The 15,220-nt window shown below is 66.7% G+C and carries 17 protein-coding genes and 7 pseudogenes; 12 read left to right on the forward strand and 12 right to left on the reverse strand.

The genetic code is table 11. The features are described 5' to 3' along the window. Window position 1 precedes the first annotated feature (1 nt). The 5 genes and pseudogenes from ACHMWU_RS00710 (at window position 2) to ACHMWU_RS00730 (ending at window position 3,607) form a co-directional block, all read left to right on the forward strand. Window positions 2-934, forward strand: coding sequence for a F0F1 ATP synthase subunit gamma (locus tag ACHMWU_RS00710; RefSeq protein ID WP_396041214.1), 933 nt, complete (start codon window positions 2-4; stop codon window positions 932-934). A 5-nt stretch (window positions 935-939) separates the two neighbouring features. Further along, window positions 940-2,387, forward strand: a pseudogene (gene atpD, locus ACHMWU_RS00715) (F0F1 ATP synthase subunit beta). Beyond that, window positions 2,387-2,779 carry a F0F1 ATP synthase subunit epsilon gene (locus ACHMWU_RS00720; protein ID WP_396041215.1) on the forward strand — a complete coding sequence of 131 codons (393 nt, stop codon included), beginning with the start codon at window positions 2,387-2,389 and terminating at the stop codon, window positions 2,777-2,779. The pseudogene atpD and the gene ACHMWU_RS00720 overlap by 1 nt, the downstream one beginning before the upstream one ends. A 51-nt stretch (window positions 2,780-2,830) precedes the next feature. Then, window positions 2,831-3,277: a DUF2550 domain-containing protein gene (locus ACHMWU_RS00725; RefSeq protein ID WP_396041216.1), complete on the forward strand. Its 447-nt coding sequence runs from the start codon at window positions 2,831-2,833 to the stop codon at window positions 3,275-3,277. 120 nt (window positions 3,278-3,397) lie between these two features. Beyond that, window positions 3,398-3,607: a hypothetical protein gene (locus ACHMWU_RS00730; RefSeq protein ID WP_396041217.1), complete on the forward strand. Its 210-nt coding sequence runs from the start codon at window positions 3,398-3,400 to the stop codon at window positions 3,605-3,607. A 21-nt stretch (window positions 3,608-3,628) separates the two neighbouring features. On the opposite strand, the pseudogene ACHMWU_RS00735 reads toward ACHMWU_RS00730, so the two are convergent. Then, a pseudogene (locus ACHMWU_RS00735) lies at window positions 3,629-4,202 on the reverse strand (cob(I)yrinic acid a,c-diamide adenosyltransferase). A gap of 132 nt (window positions 4,203-4,334) precedes the next feature. On the opposite strand from ACHMWU_RS00735, the pseudogene ACHMWU_RS00740 reads away from it, so the two are divergent. From ACHMWU_RS00740 to ACHMWU_RS00755, 4 genes and pseudogenes are all read left to right on the forward strand, one after another. Further along, a pseudogene (locus tag ACHMWU_RS00740) lies at window positions 4,335-4,427 on the forward strand (hypothetical protein); the annotation flags it as partial. Then, a pseudogene (locus ACHMWU_RS00745) lies at window positions 4,384-5,636 on the forward strand (methylmalonyl-CoA mutase family protein); the annotation flags it as partial. The pseudogenes ACHMWU_RS00740 and ACHMWU_RS00745, both read left to right, overlap by 44 nt. Next, the gene (locus ACHMWU_RS00750) at window positions 5,596-6,006 is read left to right on the forward strand and encodes a methylmalonyl-CoA mutase family protein (protein ID WP_396041218.1); all 411 of its coding nucleotides are present in this window, start codon (window positions 5,596-5,598) and stop codon (window positions 6,004-6,006) included. The pseudogene ACHMWU_RS00745 and the gene ACHMWU_RS00750, both read left to right, overlap by 41 nt. Beyond that, entirely contained in the window at window positions 5,901-6,296 is a 396-nt protein-coding gene (locus tag ACHMWU_RS00755) for a cobalamin B12-binding domain-containing protein (RefSeq protein ID WP_396041809.1), read from the forward strand. The genes ACHMWU_RS00750 and ACHMWU_RS00755 overlap by 106 nt, the downstream gene beginning before the upstream one ends. Here ACHMWU_RS00755 and ACHMWU_RS00760 read toward each other — a convergent pair. From ACHMWU_RS00760 to ACHMWU_RS00800, 9 genes and pseudogenes are all read right to left on the reverse strand, one after another. Further along, window positions 6,286-6,861, reverse strand: coding sequence for an FtsX-like permease family protein (locus ACHMWU_RS00760; protein WP_396041219.1), 576 nt, complete (start codon window positions 6,859-6,861; stop codon window positions 6,286-6,288). The two genes, ACHMWU_RS00755 and ACHMWU_RS00760, sit on opposite strands and share 11 nt — an antisense overlap. A 928-nt stretch (window positions 6,862-7,789) precedes the next feature. Next, a pseudogene (locus ACHMWU_RS00765) lies at window positions 7,790-8,101 on the reverse strand (FtsX-like permease family protein); the annotation flags it as partial. 129 nt (window positions 8,102-8,230) lie between these two features. After that, entirely contained in the window at window positions 8,231-8,836 is a 606-nt protein-coding gene (locus ACHMWU_RS00770) for an ABC transporter permease (protein ID WP_396041220.1), read from the reverse strand. A 3-nt stretch (window positions 8,837-8,839) separates the two neighbouring features. Then, the gene (locus tag ACHMWU_RS00775; protein ID WP_396041222.1) at window positions 8,840-8,974 is read right to left on the reverse strand and encodes a hypothetical protein; all 135 of its coding nucleotides are present in this window, start codon (window positions 8,972-8,974) and stop codon (window positions 8,840-8,842) included. Next, on the reverse strand, window positions 8,968-9,294 hold the full coding sequence (locus ACHMWU_RS00780) for an ATP-binding cassette domain-containing protein (RefSeq protein WP_396041224.1): 327 nt from the start codon (window positions 9,292-9,294) through the stop codon (window positions 8,968-8,970). Before ACHMWU_RS00780 ends, ACHMWU_RS00775 begins: the two co-directional genes overlap by 7 nt. A 422-nt stretch (window positions 9,295-9,716) precedes the next feature. Continuing rightward, window positions 9,717-10,376 (reverse strand): annotated as a pseudogene (locus ACHMWU_RS00785) (response regulator). Continuing rightward, window positions 10,373-10,738, reverse strand: coding sequence for a sensor histidine kinase (locus ACHMWU_RS00790; RefSeq protein ID WP_396041225.1), 366 nt, complete (start codon window positions 10,736-10,738; stop codon window positions 10,373-10,375). Before ACHMWU_RS00790 ends, ACHMWU_RS00785 begins: the two are co-directional and overlap by 4 nt. Beyond that, window positions 10,708-11,529 carry a sensor histidine kinase gene (locus ACHMWU_RS00795; protein WP_396041227.1) on the reverse strand — a complete coding sequence of 274 codons (822 nt, stop codon included), beginning with the start codon at window positions 11,527-11,529 and terminating at the stop codon, window positions 10,708-10,710. The genes ACHMWU_RS00790 and ACHMWU_RS00795 overlap by 31 nt, the downstream gene beginning before the upstream one ends. Window positions 11,530-11,656: 127 nt before the next feature. Beyond that, a complete protein-coding gene (locus ACHMWU_RS00800; protein WP_396041228.1) occupies window positions 11,657-11,833 on the reverse strand; it encodes a hypothetical protein in 177 nt (58 codons plus the stop codon). A gap of 69 nt (window positions 11,834-11,902) precedes the next feature. Here ACHMWU_RS00800 and ACHMWU_RS00805 point away from each other — a divergent pair, with 69 nt between their 5' ends. Both ACHMWU_RS00805 and ACHMWU_RS00810 read left to right on the forward strand, forming a co-directional pair. After that, on the forward strand, window positions 11,903-12,436 hold the full coding sequence (locus ACHMWU_RS00805) for a ferritin (protein WP_396041230.1): 534 nt from the start codon (window positions 11,903-11,905) through the stop codon (window positions 12,434-12,436). Next, window positions 12,429-12,878: an SSI family serine proteinase inhibitor gene (locus ACHMWU_RS00810; RefSeq protein WP_396041232.1), complete on the forward strand. Its 450-nt coding sequence runs from the start codon at window positions 12,429-12,431 to the stop codon at window positions 12,876-12,878. Before ACHMWU_RS00805 ends, ACHMWU_RS00810 begins: the two co-directional genes overlap by 8 nt. Here the strand turns inward: ACHMWU_RS00810 and nucS are convergent, their stop codons facing one another. Together nucS and ACHMWU_RS00820 are read right to left on the reverse strand one after the other, a co-directional pair. Continuing rightward, window positions 12,879-13,556, reverse strand: coding sequence for an endonuclease NucS (gene nucS / locus ACHMWU_RS00815; RefSeq protein ID WP_396041234.1), 678 nt, complete (start codon window positions 13,554-13,556; stop codon window positions 12,879-12,881). It lies immediately after the preceding gene. Continuing rightward, the gene (locus ACHMWU_RS00820; protein WP_396041236.1) at window positions 13,553-13,909 is read right to left on the reverse strand and encodes an Atu4866 domain-containing protein; all 357 of its coding nucleotides are present in this window, start codon (window positions 13,907-13,909) and stop codon (window positions 13,553-13,555) included. The genes nucS and ACHMWU_RS00820 overlap by 4 nt, the downstream gene beginning before the upstream one ends. 207 nt (window positions 13,910-14,116) lie before the next feature. Between ACHMWU_RS00820 and ACHMWU_RS00825 the strand changes: the two are divergent. Beyond that, window positions 14,117-15,215, forward strand: a pseudogene (locus ACHMWU_RS00825) (3-hydroxyacyl-CoA dehydrogenase NAD-binding domain-containing protein). The last annotated feature ends 5 nt before the right edge of the window (window positions 15,216-15,220 follow it).

A 15,220-nucleotide genomic window follows, 5' to 3' on the forward strand; every position in this document is an offset into this window, starting at 1 on the left:
GATGGCGGCATCGGTACGCGAACTACGCGCGAAGATCAGGTCGACACAGGCGACCAAGAAGATCACGCGCGCCATGGAGCTCATCGCAGCGTCACGCATCATCAAGGCGCAGCAGCGGGCGGCGGCGGCAGCGCCGTACGCCCGTGAGCTCACGCGCGCCGTGTCTGCCGTCGCCACCTTCTCCAACGTCGACCACCCGTTGACGACCGAGAAGGAGAACCCGAAGAAGGCGGCGGTTCTGGTCATCGCGAGCGATCGCGGTCTGGCTGGCGCCTACTCGTCCTCGGTGATGAAGGAAGCAGAGCGTCTCGTCGAGAAGCTGCGCGCTGAAGGCAAGGAGGTCGACCTCTACCTGGCCGGCCGCAAGGCCGAGGCGTACTACAACTTCCGCAGCCGTCCCTTCATCGAGTCGTGGACCGGATTCTCGGACAAGCCGGAGTACTCGCACGCTCGCGAGATCGGCAACACCCTGGTCCGTACCTTCCACATCGACGAGACCGATGAAGAGGCTCTCGACCCGGCCCTGGCCGCGGACGAGCTGCACGTCGTCTTCACCCGGTTCAAGTCGATGATGACGCAGGAGCCCGACGTGATTCGTCTACTCCCGCTCGAGGTCGTCGAGGGAACCGAGGCGCCAGAGGACGAAGACCTGCTGCCGCTCTACGAGTTCGAGCCGTCGGCACACGAGGTCCTCGATGCGTTGCTGCCCAAGTACATCCACAGCCGCATCTACTACTGCCTGCTGCAGGCTTCGGCTTCGGGGCTCGCGGCACGTCAGAAGGCCATGAAGTCGGCCACTGACAACGCGCAGGACCTCATCGAGAAGTACACCCGGACAGCCAACCAGGCCCGCCAGGCGGGTATTACCCAGGAAATCAGCGAGATTGTCGGTGGAGCCAACGCTCTGGCCGATGCCACCGCTGGGAGTGAGTGAGAGAGATGCCTACCAATACCGCTGAGAACACCACGCTGGCCACGGGCCGCGTCGCTCGGGTCATCGGCCCGGTGCTCGACATCGAGTTCCCGAGCGATGCCATCCCCGACATGTACAACGCGCTGAAGGTCGACACCACGATCGAAGGTGTCACCGAGACGCTGACGCTCGAGGTCGCACTCCACATCGGTGACGGCCTGGTCCGCGCGATCAGCCTGCGCCCGACCGACGGCATCGTCCGCGGCGCGACGGTCATCAACACCGGTGAGCCCATCACGGTTCCCGTCGGCGACCAGACGCTCGGCAAGGTGTTCAACACCACCGGTGACGTCATGAACCTCGCCGAGGGCGAGGTCTGGGAGGTCAAGGAACGTCGTGGCATCCACGGCAAGGCTCCGGCCTTCGACCAGCTCGAGTCCAAGACCGAGATGTTCCAGACCGGCATCAAGGTCATCGACCTGCTGACGCCTTACGTGCAGGGCGGAAAGATCGGCCTCTTCGGTGGTGCAGGCGTCGGCAAGACGGTGCTCATCCAGGAGATGATCGCCCGTGTTGCTCGTGACCACGGTGGTGTGTCGGTGTTCGCCGGTGTCGGCGAGCGTACGCGTGAGGGCAACGACCTCATCGTCGAGATGGAAGAGGCCGGCGTCCTCGGACAGACCGCCCTCGTGTTCGGTCAGATGGATGCAGCCGCCGGGAGCGCGTCTTCGCGTCGCCCTGTCGGCCCTGACGATGGCCGAGTACTTCCGCGACGTGCAGAAGCAGGACGTGCTGCTGTTCATCGACAACATCTTCCCGCTTCACGCAGGCCGGCTCTGAGGTCTCCACGCTGCTCGGCCGCATGCCGTCGGCCGTGGGCTACCAGCCGACGCTGGCCGACGAGATGGGTGTGCTCCAGGAGCGCATCACCTCGACGCGTGGTCACTCGATCACCTCGCTGCAGGCGATCTACGTCCCGGCCGATGACTACACCGACCCGGCTCCTGCCACGACGTTCGCGCACCTCGACGCAACGACCGAGCTCAACCGTGAGATCGCGTCGATGGGTATCTACCCGGCCGTCGACCCGCTGACCTCGACGTCGCGCATCCTCGATCCCCGTTACATCGCGGCAGATCACTACAACACCGCCAACCGGGTCAAGAGCATCCTGCAGCGCAACAAGGAGCTCCAGGACATCATCGCGATCCTCGGTGTCGACGAGCTCAGCGAAGAGGACAAGACCCTCGTGTCTCGTGCTCGCCGCATCCAGCGCTTCCTGTCGCAGAACACCTACGTGGCCAAGCAGTTCACGGGCATCGAAGGTTCGACGGTCTCCATCGACGAGACGATCGACGGCTTCACCAAGATCTGTGACGGCGACTACGATCACGTTGCAGAGCAGGCCTTCTTCATGTGCGGCGGTCTCGAAGACGTCGACAAGAAGTGGGCGGAAATCCAGAAGTCGCTCTGATGGCGAACAAAGAAGCATCTGCCGCGCTGCAGATCGAGCTGGTTGCCGCCGACCGCGTCGTGTGGTCGGGGCAGGCCAGCGAGGTTCTCGCGCGCACCGTCGATGGTGACTTGGGCGTCCTGGCGAATCACTCGCCGCTGCTGTCCTTGCTGGTGCCGGGCGTCGTCGAGATCACTCCTCTCGAGGGTGACGTCGTGCGGGCTGCGATCGACTCGGGCTTTCTCTCGGTGGCCGACAACCACGTCTCGATCCTGAGCGAGGACGCGTTCCTCGCCTCAGAGGTCGATGCGTCGGCAGCCAAGGCTGAGCTGGAGGCGGCGAAGTCCGCCGATGACGCCGACGGCGTTCTGCGTGCCGAAGCAAAGCTGCGTCTGATCGACAAGGCTTCCTGATCCGAGTGTTCTGACACTCGACTGTTCCGAGCTGGGAGGAGGTCGACGGCCATGCCGCTGTGGTGGTGGGTAATCGACGTCCTCGTGGTGGTCGTCGCAGCACTGATCCTCCTGCTGGGAGGACTTCTCTTCCGACGCTGGTGGCTGGCCCGCTCTGGGGTGACGTTCGAGATGAGCGTCAACCGCAGTGCGGGCCCGCACGCCTCCGGCTGGCTGCTCGGCATGGCGGTGTACGGCGAGACCGAGCTGGCCTGGTTCCGGGCCTTCTCGTTCTCGCTACGTCCTCGCTACCGGTTCATCCGGGGCGATGTGCTGATCGACGGGCGGCGTGAGCCGGTGGGCAACGAGGTTCATGCGATTCATGCCGGCCACCTCATCGTGGAGACCCAGAACGCCTCAGGCGTTCAGCAGTTCGCGATGAGCGCCAATGCCTTGACTGGCTTGCTGTCGTGGTTGGAGTCGTCTCCACCCGGTCAGCGGGTCAACAACGTTCTGTAAGCCTGCCGTCTCGGGCGGTTGTACAGGTTCTTCCATTTCCTTGACGCTTGGTCAAAGGGCAAGGGAGAATCGATCAAGTGGTTGGATATCTGTCCGCATACTGAGCCAAGAAGGTGCCTCGTGTTCAAGCGTCTAGTGGTAGCAACATCCGTCTCGGCCCTGGCTGTCCTGGGAACCGTCTCGGGCGCTACGGCGGCCGATCCCGCGCCCAGCGCGAAGGTTGTCAAGGTCGTCAAGTTCAAGGCGCCGAAGCCTCCCAAGATCATCGATTGGGATGCCCCGACGCCCGCCCCCGGTGGTGTCTCGACTCAGCGCATCGATTGGGACTGATCTCCCAGCTGAACCAATGAACTAGCGTTCGCCACCCGGGACCCAGAGCACATCGCCTTGGTCCCGGTTGGCGTATCGCCCCAGGATGAACAGCAGATCGCTGAGCCGGTTGAGATACTTCGCGGTCAGGATGTTCATCGTCTCGCCGTGCACTTCGAGGGCCGCCCAGGCTGAGCGTTCTGCCCGCCGGGTGACCGTGCACGCCAGGTGCACCGCAGCTGCCGCTGGCGTCCCGCCACGCAGGATGAACGAGCGGAAGCTTGGGCACCTGCTCGTTGTAGTGGTCGCACCACGCCTCGAGCCGATCGATGTACGCCGGCTCGACCCGCAGGGGCGGATATTCCGGGTTCTCGACGACGGGGCACGACAGATCTGCGCCGACGTCGAACAAGTCGTTCTGGATGTGGGTCAGCACCGCGACCACATCGGGTTCGAGCGTGCCGAGCGAGATCGCGAAGCCGATGCCTGCGTTGGCCTCATCGACGTCGGCATAGGCAGCCAGGCGCAGGTCCAGCTTGCTGGCCTTGCTCATGTCGCCGAGGTTCGTCGTGCCGTCGTCGCCGGTTCGCGTGTATATCCGTGTCAGGTTGACCATGTCCAGATCCTAGGGCGTCCGATAAATGTGAGACAGAACGCCTCACGAGCCAGTGACCCCCCAGGTTACGAGACGGTAACCTGAGCCCATGCCTGACAAGACCGTGCCTCAGAAGACCGTGCCCGACAAGCCGTGGGTGATGCGGACCTACGCCGGACACAGCCGGCTGCTGAGTCGAATGCGCTCTACCGTCGCAACCTTGCGAAGGGACAGACCGGTCTGTCGGTGGCCTTCGACCTTCCGACCCAGACGGGGTACGACCCCGACCAGCGAGCTCAGCAGGGGAGAGGTCGGTAAGGTCGGCGTGCCGATCCCGCACCTGGGTGCGATGCGCCGGTTGTTCCAGGACATCCCGCTCGAGACCATGAACACGTCGATGACGATCAACGCCACGGCGATGTGGCTGCTCGCGATGTACCAGGTCGCGGCCGAGGAGCAGGGCGTCGCACCGTCGAGCCTGTCGGGAACGACGCAGAACGACATCATCAAGGAGTACCTGTCGCGTGGCACGTACGTCTTCGGCCCGGCGCCGTCCTTGCGGTTGACGACCGACATGATCGCCTACACCGTCAGCACGATCCCGAAGTGGAATCCGCTCAACATCTGCGCTATCACCTGCAGGAGGCGGGCGCCACGCCGACGCAGGAGCTCGCCTACGCCCTGACGACGGCGATCGCGGTGCTCGACTCGGTGCGCGACTCCGGTCAGGTCCCGCCGGACGAGTTCGAGAAGGTCGTTGGTCGCATCTCGTTCTTCGTCAACGCGGGCGTCCGGTTCATCGAAGAGATGTGCAAGATGCGCGCCTTCGGCAAGCTGGGGGACGAGATCACGCGTGAGCGCTACGGCGTCCAGGATCCCAAGATGCGCCGGATGCGGTACGGCGTGCAGGTCAACTCGTTGGGCCTGACTGAGGCGCAGCCCGAGAACAACGTCCAGCGCATCGTGCTGGAGATGCTCGGCGTGACGCTGAGCAAGGATGCCCGGGCCCGGGCCGTGCAGCTGCCGGCCTGGAACGAAGCACTGGGTCTGCCGCGCCCGTGGGACCAGCAGTGGTCGTTGCGCCTCCAGCAGGTGCTGGCCTTCGAGTCCGACCTGCTCGAGTACGACGACATCTTCGAAGGCTCAGTCGTCATCGAGGCCAAGGTCAACGAGCTGATCGAGGGCGCCAAGGCCGAGATCGATCGGGTGCAGGCGATGGGCGGCGCGGTCGCCGCCGTCGAGTCCGGCTACATGAAGCAGGCTCTGGTGGGCTCGCACTCCGAGCGTCGAGCCAAGATCGAGGCTGGCGACATGACAGTCGTCGGAGTCAACTCGTACACCGAGACCGAGGTCTCCCCGCTGACGGCCGATCTCGACGGCGCCATCATGACCGCCGACCCGCAGGCCGAGGCCAATGCGGTCGCCGACGTGCAGGCGTGGCGCGAAGCAGCGTGACCAGGCCGCCGTCGACGAGGCGCTGGCCCGGCTGCAGAGCGAGGCCAAGACCGATGCCAACCTGATGGCAGCGACCCTGGCCGCCGTGCGGGCCGGGGCCACGGTCGGTGAGTGGGCCGGCGCGCTGCGTGAGGTGTTCGGCGAGTACCGCGCACCCACAGGTGTCAGCGGTGTCGCGAGTGTCGCCGAGGCGGGCGCCGAGCTGGCTGCGGTGCGCGAGCGCGTGCGGGCGACGGGCGACGGCTCGGCACCCGGCTGCGGTTCCTGGTCGGCAAGCCGGGTCTCGACGGTCATTCCAACGGGGCCGAGCAGATCGCGGTGCGCGCACGAGACGCCGGATTCGAGGTCGTCTACCAGGGAATCCGGCTGACCCCCGCGCAGATCGTGTCCGCGGCGGTGGCCGAGGACGTCCATGCGATTGGTCTGTCGATCTTGTCTGGCTCGCACATGGAGCTCGTGCCGGACGTCCAGAAGGCCATGGACGCCGCTGGCATCGGCGACGTGCCGCTGATCGTCGGCGGCATCATTCCCGAGTCCGATGCCCGCAAGATGGAGGACGCCGGCGTCGCTGCGGTGTTCACGCCCAAGGACTTCGGCATGACCACGATCATGGACCGCATCGTCGACGAGATCCGCAAGGCCAACCACCTCACCCCCTAAACCGCGAGTGGTGCGCAGCGGACGTTTTGAGACGGCGTGTCTGTCCAACCCGCACCACTCGCGGGGCAGTTTGCACCACTCGCGGGGCGGTTTGCACCACTCGCGGGGCGCCTAGTCGGCGACCAGACCGGCTGCCGGGTCGATCTGGGCAGCCCGACGGGCAGGCAGCACACAGGCGGCAAGCCCAGCCACCGCGGCGACCAGCAGGATCAGCCCGATCTGCCCCGGGCATCAGGATGTCCGGCGACGTCGCGAAGACTCCGACAGCCGTCGTCTTGACCCCGAACCAGGCATAGGTGGTGCCGAGCACGACTCCCAGGACCGCTGCCACCACCGAGATCAGAAGTGCCTCGATCGCCAGCATCGCTCGCAGTCCCGATCGGCTGAGGCCCAGCGCCCGCAGCAACGAGTTCTCGCGGACCCGTTCCAGCACCGACAGGCTCAGCGTGTTGCCGACCCCGACCAGGGCGATCAGCACGGCGATCGCGAGCAGCCCGACCGTGACGGCGAGGACGACGTCGAGAGTCTTGAGGATGTCGGCCCGGTCGGGCAGTCCTCCGGCCATGTCGAGGCCTGAGGTCTCTGCGACGGCGCGGACGTCGGCAGCGACATCCGCCGGGATCGGCCTGATCGGCTGCGCGCACCCACACGGCTCCGATTCCCGCGCCGGCGCCGCCCATGGCTGTGAGGGTCGAGGCCCTCACGAGAGGTGCGTCGCCGATGTCCTCGGCCAGGATGACGTGCAGGTCGCGGTGCTGGTCGCCGACCTTGACCGCAATCGTGTCTCGTCCATCGACCAGGGGCGAGGACTCCACCGGCAGGACGATCTGGTCTGGTCGAAGCTGCTGGATCGGACCGTCTCCGCGCAGGGTCGCCAGCGCCGTGTCGTCGACGGCCAGGACGGTGCGTTGCTCGGTGCCGACCTGTGCCTTCACGGCGGTGAGCTCGGCCAGCGCCGCGACCCCGTCGACGTCCTGGAGGTCGGTGACGACACGGGAAGTGACTGCGCCGGTGCTCGCGCTGACGGTGAGGTCGATGGGGGAGTTGAGGTCCAGTGATGTGTTGACCTTGTGCTTGATCGAGGACGAGCCACGACGACTGCCGTGATCAGGGTGACGCCGATCAACAGGGCGGTGGATGTGGCAGCCGTGCGTCGCGGATTGCGGAGAGAGTTCACGTGCGCCAGCCGACCGGCCAGGCCGATCCGGCGAGCGAGCGGTCCGATCGCCCGGATCGCTGCGGGCACCAGTGCCGGCGCCAGCAGGATCACGCCGATGAACGAGAGCATCCCGCCCAGCATCCCGACGGCCAGCGAGCCGCCCAGCCCGACCAGGAGGCCGCCGGTGCCGGCGGCGAGGAACGACAGCGCTGCGACGAGCCGTAGCGCGCCCGCCCGCGTCCGCAGGACTACGACGTCGTGAGGCTGCAGGGCGCCCAGCGGCGACTGTCCACCCGCACGGTGTGCGGGCGCCCACGCCCGCGGCGACCGTCACCGCGACGCCGAGCAGCACCGGGATCGCGACGGCCAGGACGCCGAGCGACGGAGCGCCCATGGGCGTCTCGGGCGAGGCGTCGCCGATGATCATCGTGCCGATCATGGCGATGGCGAAACCGAGGGCGACTCCCAGCGCCGACCCCAGGGCTCCGAGCAGCGCTCCCTCGCACACGACGGAACGCACGACCTGGGCGCGCACCGCTCCGACACAGCGCAGCAGAGCCAGATCTCTGGCCCGCTGGGCGAGCAGGATCGTGAACGTGTTCGCGATGACGAGCGCACCGACGAACAACGAGATGCCCGCGAACACGAAGATCAGCTTCTGAAAGACGTCGATACCTCGTGTCGCCGTCAGCTGGGTTCCCGACGGTGCTCGTCGCCGGTCTGCACCACGCCTGGACCGAGATGCTCGTCGAGGTCGCGGACGACCGTGGCGGGATCACTGGGAGCTCGCCACGAGGTCGAGCGGGAAGCCCAGGTCACCCTGGCTGCTGAAGGTGCGCTCCGGGAGGTAGGCGGTGGCCTTGAGTGGGCCGTCGACGTCCTCCACGGTCCCGGTCACGACCAGCCGGGTGGCTCCGGCAGGCAGGTCGAGGGTGATGGTGTCACCGGCCCTGACCGAGTGCTCCGCCGCCTGAGCGGCCGCGACAGCGACCTCGCCGTCGCGTGCTGGTAGTCGTCCGGTGGCAACCTTCTGCCAGCGCAGCGTCGGGGCAGTCGCGATGCTGCCGATCGAGATGTTCTGCGTGCCGTCAGGAAACCGGACCGCGGCATACGCCTGCCAGTTCGTTGCGACGTCCGTCACGCCGCGGGCGGTCTTGATCTGACGAGCCGTCGAGTCGAGCTCGCCGACCGAGCCCACGGCGCTCACCGCGAGATCGGCATTTCGGTACTGCTGCTCCACTGCACGGTTCGACCCGTCGCGGGCGGCCTGGCTCAGGGCGTTGATCGCCACGATGAAGGCCGTGGCGATCACGATGGCCACGAGGGCAGCGACATAACGCCGGGCGTACGTGCGCATGGAGGCGAGGATCACGGTGCGCACGAGTCAGCCGCCGATCTGGCGCAAGGCGTCGAGGATGTCGTCCTGGGTCGGCGCGTCCAGCTGACCGGCGACTGTCCCGTCGGCAATCAGGACGACCCGGTCGGCGAAGGCCGCCGCAGAGGGCTCGTGGGTCACCATGACGGTCGTCTCGGCCGAGCGCGAACCGAGCGGCGCAGGAAGCCGAGCACCTCGTGGCTCGTGCGGCTGTCCAGGTTGCCGGTCGGCTCGTCCGCGAACACGATCCGCGGCCGGCTCATGAGAGCGCGGGCAATGGCGACCCGCTGCTGCTGTCCGCCCGACAGCTGGGTGGGCCGGTGGGTGAGCCGGTCACGAATCGCCAGGACGTCGACGAGCCGTTCGAACCAGGCCCAGTCGGGGTCGACGCCGGCGAGGTCGAGCGGCAGCAGCATGTTCTGCTTCGCGGTGAGCATGGGCAGCAGGTTGAAGGCCTGGAACACGAAACCGACGTGCTCGCGTCGAAAGCGGGTCGGCGTTGTCCGACATCGAGGCGAACTGCTGATCGCCCACGACGACCTCGCCGGCGCTGGCCTGGTCGAGCCCGGCGAGGCAGTGCATGAGGGTCGACTTGCCGGAGCCGGACGGTCCCCATGATCGCGGTGAAGCGGCCGCTCTCGATCGTCAGGTCGACGCCTGCGAGGGCGTGGACCTGGGCATCACCTGCACCGTAGACCTTGGTCAACCCCGTCGCCCGGGCTGCGATGCGGGGGACTGTCGTGGGGTGGGTGAGTACCGCGGTGTTGTCCATGATGCTCCTGCTGGTGAGGACGAATGCTGTCCCCACCACGCTAGAAATCTCTGGGCGCCGAGTCGTCAACCCACGGGCCCAACCCGCTGCCCGAGCGTCATACCCAGGTCGTACTCACGTACCGGGAGCGACCAGCCCGGTGTCGTAGCCCAGGACGACGCTGCACGCGGTCGCGGGACTGGGTCTTGGCGAGGATGCGACCGACATGGGTCTTGACGGTCGCTTCCGCGAGGAAGAGCTCGGCGGCGATCTCGGAGTTGGAACGTCCGCTCGCGATCAGGACGAGCACCTCACGTTCACGGTCGGTGAGGCCGCTCAGACGTTGATCGTCCCCGCTGGACTGACGCGTCTGCGGCACGAGGAACCGTTCGAGCATCCGACGGGTCGCGCTCGGCGCCACGACCGCGTCGCCGGCGTGGACGTCGCGGATCGCGTTAGCAGCACCTCGGGCTGGGCGTCTTTCAGCAGGAACGCCGACGCACCCGCATCGAGCGCGCTGTAGACGTACTCGTCGAGGTCGAAGGTCGTCAGCACGACGATGCGCGGACGGTCGCTGCGTTCGGCCAGCACGCGGGTCGCCTCGACGCCGTCCATCCGTGGCATGCGCACATCCATCAGGACGATGTCGGCGGCAGTCACCGCAAGGAGCTCGGTCGCGGAGGCGCCGTCGCCCGCTTCTCCGACGACCTGCATGTCGTCCTGGGACTCGACCAGCATGCGGAAGCCCGCCGGCACCAGCTGCTGGTCGTCGACGAGGAACACCCTGATCGTCATGGGTGCTCTGCCCTCGGGATGACGGCGCTGACCCTGAAGCCGCCGCCTGGTCGGGGTGCTGCTGCGACGTCGCCGTCGTGCATCGCGATCCGTTCGCGGATCCCGACGATCCCGTGGCCGGGGTCGTCGCTGGTCGCCGAGCCGCCTCGTCCGTCGTCGTCGACCCGGATACGTACCTCGTCGCTCGTGACCTGCAGCTCGACGCAGGCCGTGACGTCAGGGCCAGCATGCTTGAGCGTGTTGGTCAGCGCTTCCTGCACGACGCGGTACATCGTCAGTCCTGTGGTCGGGTCGATCTCGTCGAGGTCGCCCGACACCTGCAGGTCGATCGTCAGGCCGCTGTCGCGCAGTTGGTGGACCAAGGTCGCGATGTCTCCGGCCGACGGCAACGGGGCCAGGTGGGCGTCGTGCTGGCCGTCGCGCAGCAGCCCCAGGACCTGCGCATCTCGGTCAGTGACGTGCGACCGGTGGCGGAGATCGTGCGCAGGGCGTCCAGAGCCTGGTCAGGTCGCTTCTGCGCGGCGTACAGCGCGCCGTCAGCCTGCACGACCATGACCGACAGGCTGTGCGCCACGACGTCGTGCATCTCGCGGGCGATGCGCGCCCGTTCGGCAGCCGTCGCGATCTGGGTCTGCTGCTCGGCATCGCGCTCGAGCTGGGCGGCACGCGCTTCGAGGCTTGCGACATAGGCGCGACGGGTACGGGCGAGGTAGCCGAGCAGCCAGGCAGCGGTCACGAGCGTCGACAGCAGGACGAAGTTGCTGCCCAGCAGCTCTGGGTCGTCCCGAATGTCGCCCCAGGACACCACGGCGACAGCTGCGCCGAGCAAACCTGTCGCCAGTCCCGCCCACACGGCCCAGCGCGGCCCGTACGCCGCGATCGCGTACAGCCCGAGCAGCAGCGCCACGTCGCCGTACCTCGGCACGTCGAACAAGAAGGCCTGCAGCAGGAGCAGCAGGCAGATCGTGCCGAAGGACGCGACAGGAGCACGGCGGCGCCATGCGAGAGGCAGGATCAGGAGGATGTCGAAGGTGAAGTCGAGATCGGTCTGGAACAGCCCCAGCAGGATCGGGACCAGCAACAGGAAGCCGGTCAGGGCGATGTCGATCCAGACGGAGTCGAGCCGGCGCAACAGGACCGATCGCTCACGCATGCCGTTCAGCCTACTGAGCGGATGCGGCGGGCGCGTCCACCCACGGGATGACGATTCGCCGTCGTTGAGGGCAGCCATTCCTTCGTGGCGGAACCCCCAGCAGGTGACCTAGGGTCGAGCTGTGCGGTCAGGCCGCGATCTTCGTCTTGGTCTTGTTGGTCTTCTTCGACTTGTCGACCTTGACGGCTTGCGCTTCTTGACCGTGTAGCCCTCGGGAAGTGTGCCTTCGCGCATCATGCGCAGCGGGCAGCGCTTGCAGGGAGGCTTTGTCACTGCAGCACTTCTTCTTGGGCTTCGGGGGCACGAGCCCAGAGTATCAGGATGAGGTGAGCCTCGCCTTACTGATGACTCATCATTCTGATAGAAGGGGAGCATGGGACACATGGCAGCACCAGCATTCACCGAACGACTCAACGAGCAGATCGGCAACGAGTTCGAGGCGCACCAGCAGTACATCGCGATCGCGACGTACTACGACGCCTTGACGATGCCGCAGATGGCGGCGCTGTTCTATCAGCAGGCGCAGGAGAAGCGCGATCACGCGATGATGATGGTCCAGTACCTCCTCGACGCCGACCACACTCCCGTGATCCCCGCGATCGCCGCGCCCCGCTTCGACTTCGCCGACGTCGTCGAGCCCGTGGCGGCGGCCCTCGAGCAGGAGAAGCGGGTCACCGAGCAGATCAACGACCTGACGCGCATCGCACGCGAGAACAACGACTACGCCTCTGACCAGTTCATGCAGTGGTTCATCAAGGAGCAGGTCGAAGAGGTCTCCAAGATGAGCGACCTGCTCGCGGTCGTCACGCGCTCGAAGGACGACTACGAGCGCATCGAGGACTGGGTCGCTCGTGAGGAGAAGTCGGCCGGAGCCGATCCGACGGCACCCCGGATCGCCGGTGCCTGAGTTGCTGCTGCCTAGGTCGCTGGCGTCCAGGTCGCTGTGTGCGGTCGCTGCGCTGCTCGTCGTAGCCGCGTGCGGTGGGACGTCCGACGACGCGGCGTCGGGGGAGTCCGACGCCGGTTCCGGCACCTCGCTGCGAATCTTCGTGACGACGGACGAGGGCGCTGAGCCCGCGACCTACCGGTTGACCTGTGACCCGGCCGGGGGAGATCATCCCCAGTCCGAGCAGGCCTGCGACGTGCTGGACGAGGTCGGCGCGACAGCCTTCGACCCGGTGCCGGCCGACACTGCCTGCACCGAGCTGTACGGCGGCCCGCAGGTCGCGAAGGTCACGGGCACGTACGAGGGCAAGAAGGTCGACGCGACGTTCAACCGAACCAACGGCTGCGAGACCGACCGTTGGGACGCGCTCGGCACGACGTTCTTCAACGTCCCGCTGCTCTGACTAGAAGAGCCTCAGGCTCGGGTCGTCGATACCGCGCAGCTCGTCGTAGTTGACGACGACGCACTCGATGCCGCGATCGGTCGCCAGCACCCGAGCCTGCGGCTTGATCTCCTGGGCCGCGAAAATACCCCGCACGGGGCGCAGCGCTGGGTCGCGGTTCATCAGCTCGAGGTAGCGGGTCAGCTGCTCGACGCCGTCGATGTCGCCACGCCGCTTGATCTCGACGGCGACCGAGGCATTGCCCGCGTCCTTGCACAGCAGATCGACCGGTCCGATCGCGGTCATGAACTCGCGCCGCACCAGGCTCATGCCCGGGCCCAAGGCCGTGGTGTGCTCGGCGAGGAGCTCTTGAAGGTGCTTCTCGACGCCATCTTTCTGCAGGCCCGGATCGATGCCGAGCTCGTGGGCCGAGTCGTGCAGCACCTCCTCGATCCGGATGCGCAGGGTGTCGTCGGTCTTGCCGGCGGTGACTGTCCACTCGATGACCCCGTCGTCGGCGGTGCCTTCTCGCAGCGTGCACGGCGGGCTCATCCAGTTGAGCGGCTTGTACGAACCGCCGTCGGAGTGGATCAGCACCGAGCCGTCGTTCTTGACCATGATGAGGCGGGTGGCCAGGGGGAGATGCGCTGCGAGGCGACCTGCGTAGTCGACCTGGCAGCGGGCGATCACGAGCCTCACTGGATGCGGGTGGCCGTGCCGAGCGTGAACACGAGGGTGTCGTCGACGATCTTGCCCTCGTCGGTGTTGCCGTCGTCGCCGACCAGCGAGATCGTGTCGCCGTCGACGCTGTACTTGCCGACGCGGAAGTCCTTGACGCCCTCGAAGTCCTCGATGAACGTGCCGTCCTCGATGAGGTGCAGGACGTAGTCCTCCGACGTGATCTCCCAGTCACCGCGCAGGGCGACTGCGGCCTCTTCCGTGGGGTCGACCGAAGGGGCCTGGGACGTCACCGGCGGCGTCGTCGTCGCCGAGGTCGGCGACGTGAGCGGATCGGATGCGTCGTCGGAGGCACAGGCGGACAGCGCAGTCATGGAGACGGCGATTGTGGCTGTGGCCACCATCACACGAAGCTTCATCAGACTCCCTTTTGGTGTTCGTCAGGAAACGTTAGTGTGACACGACCGCTTTATTACTGAGGAGTAGCCATGCAGGAAATAGTCGATCACCTCGCCGCCGAAGACCGGGCCGCGCAGATCGCCCGCACGCTTCTCCTGCCGTATCTGAACCACGCCGCCACGATGTTCGAGAGTGGTTACGCGACCAGCGGCGACATCGACGCCTCGATGCGTTTCGGTTGCGGATTCCCCATCGGTCCGCTGGCTCTGACCGACGCTCTGGGCGCGAGAAACGTCGTCGCAGGACTCGAGAAGCTCTATGCCGAGACCGGCGATCCGGTGCACCAGCCCGTCTCGGTCCTGGTCGACCAGGCCGCCGCTGGCACGAGCTTCGCCTCGAGCGCCGCAGGCAGTGCTGACGACGCACCACAGCTGCGCCACGAGATCCGCCGGGTCGGCGTCGTCGGCACGGGCACCATGGCCTCGGGCATCGTCGAGGTCTTTGCCAAGGCCGGCTACGACGTGACGTTCGTGGGCCGCGGTGACGACAAGGTGGCCGGCGTCATCGCCGCGATCACCAAGAGCCTCGACAAGGCGGTCGCGCGGGGCAAGCTCGACGAGGACGGCAAGTCCTCGATCCTCGATCGGCTGACCGGATCGACGCAGCGCGAGGCGCTCGCCGACGCCGACATCATCGTCGAGGCGATCGCCGAAGACCTCGACATCAAGCTCGAGCTGTTCCGCGATCTCGACCGCATCGCCAAGCCCGGCGCGATCCTGGCCACCACGACTTCGTCGCTGTCGATCAACGCGTGTGCGGCCGCGACGAAGCGTCCGCAGGACGTCATCGGCATGCACTTCTTCAACCCTGCCGCGATCATGAAGCTCGTCGAGGTCGTCACGGCCGACGAGACGTCGATCGAGGTCGACGAGACGGTGCGGGCACTCTGCCTGGCGACCGGCAAGTACCCGGTGTCCTGCAGCGATCGCGCCGGCTTCATCGTCAACGCGCTGCTGTTCCCCTATCTCAACGACGCCGTCAAGCTGCACGAGGCCGACGGATCGTCGCTGGCCGAGATCGATGAGGCGTTGAAGGCGACCAGCTGCCGATGGGACCCTTCGGCTGCTCGACGTCGTCGGCAACGATGTGTCCTTGGCCATCCAGCAGTCGCTGGTCCGTGCCTTCGGCCACGCCGGCTGGGCGCCTGCTCCGACGCTCGAACGTCTCGTCGACGAAGGCAAGCTCGGCCGCAAGACCGGTGAGGGCTTCCACACGTACTGAGCGCC

The sequence above is a fragment of the Aeromicrobium sp. UC242_57 genome, assembly GCF_044452305.1.
Classification (GTDB): domain Bacteria; phylum Actinomycetota; class Actinomycetes; order Propionibacteriales; family Nocardioidaceae; genus Aeromicrobium.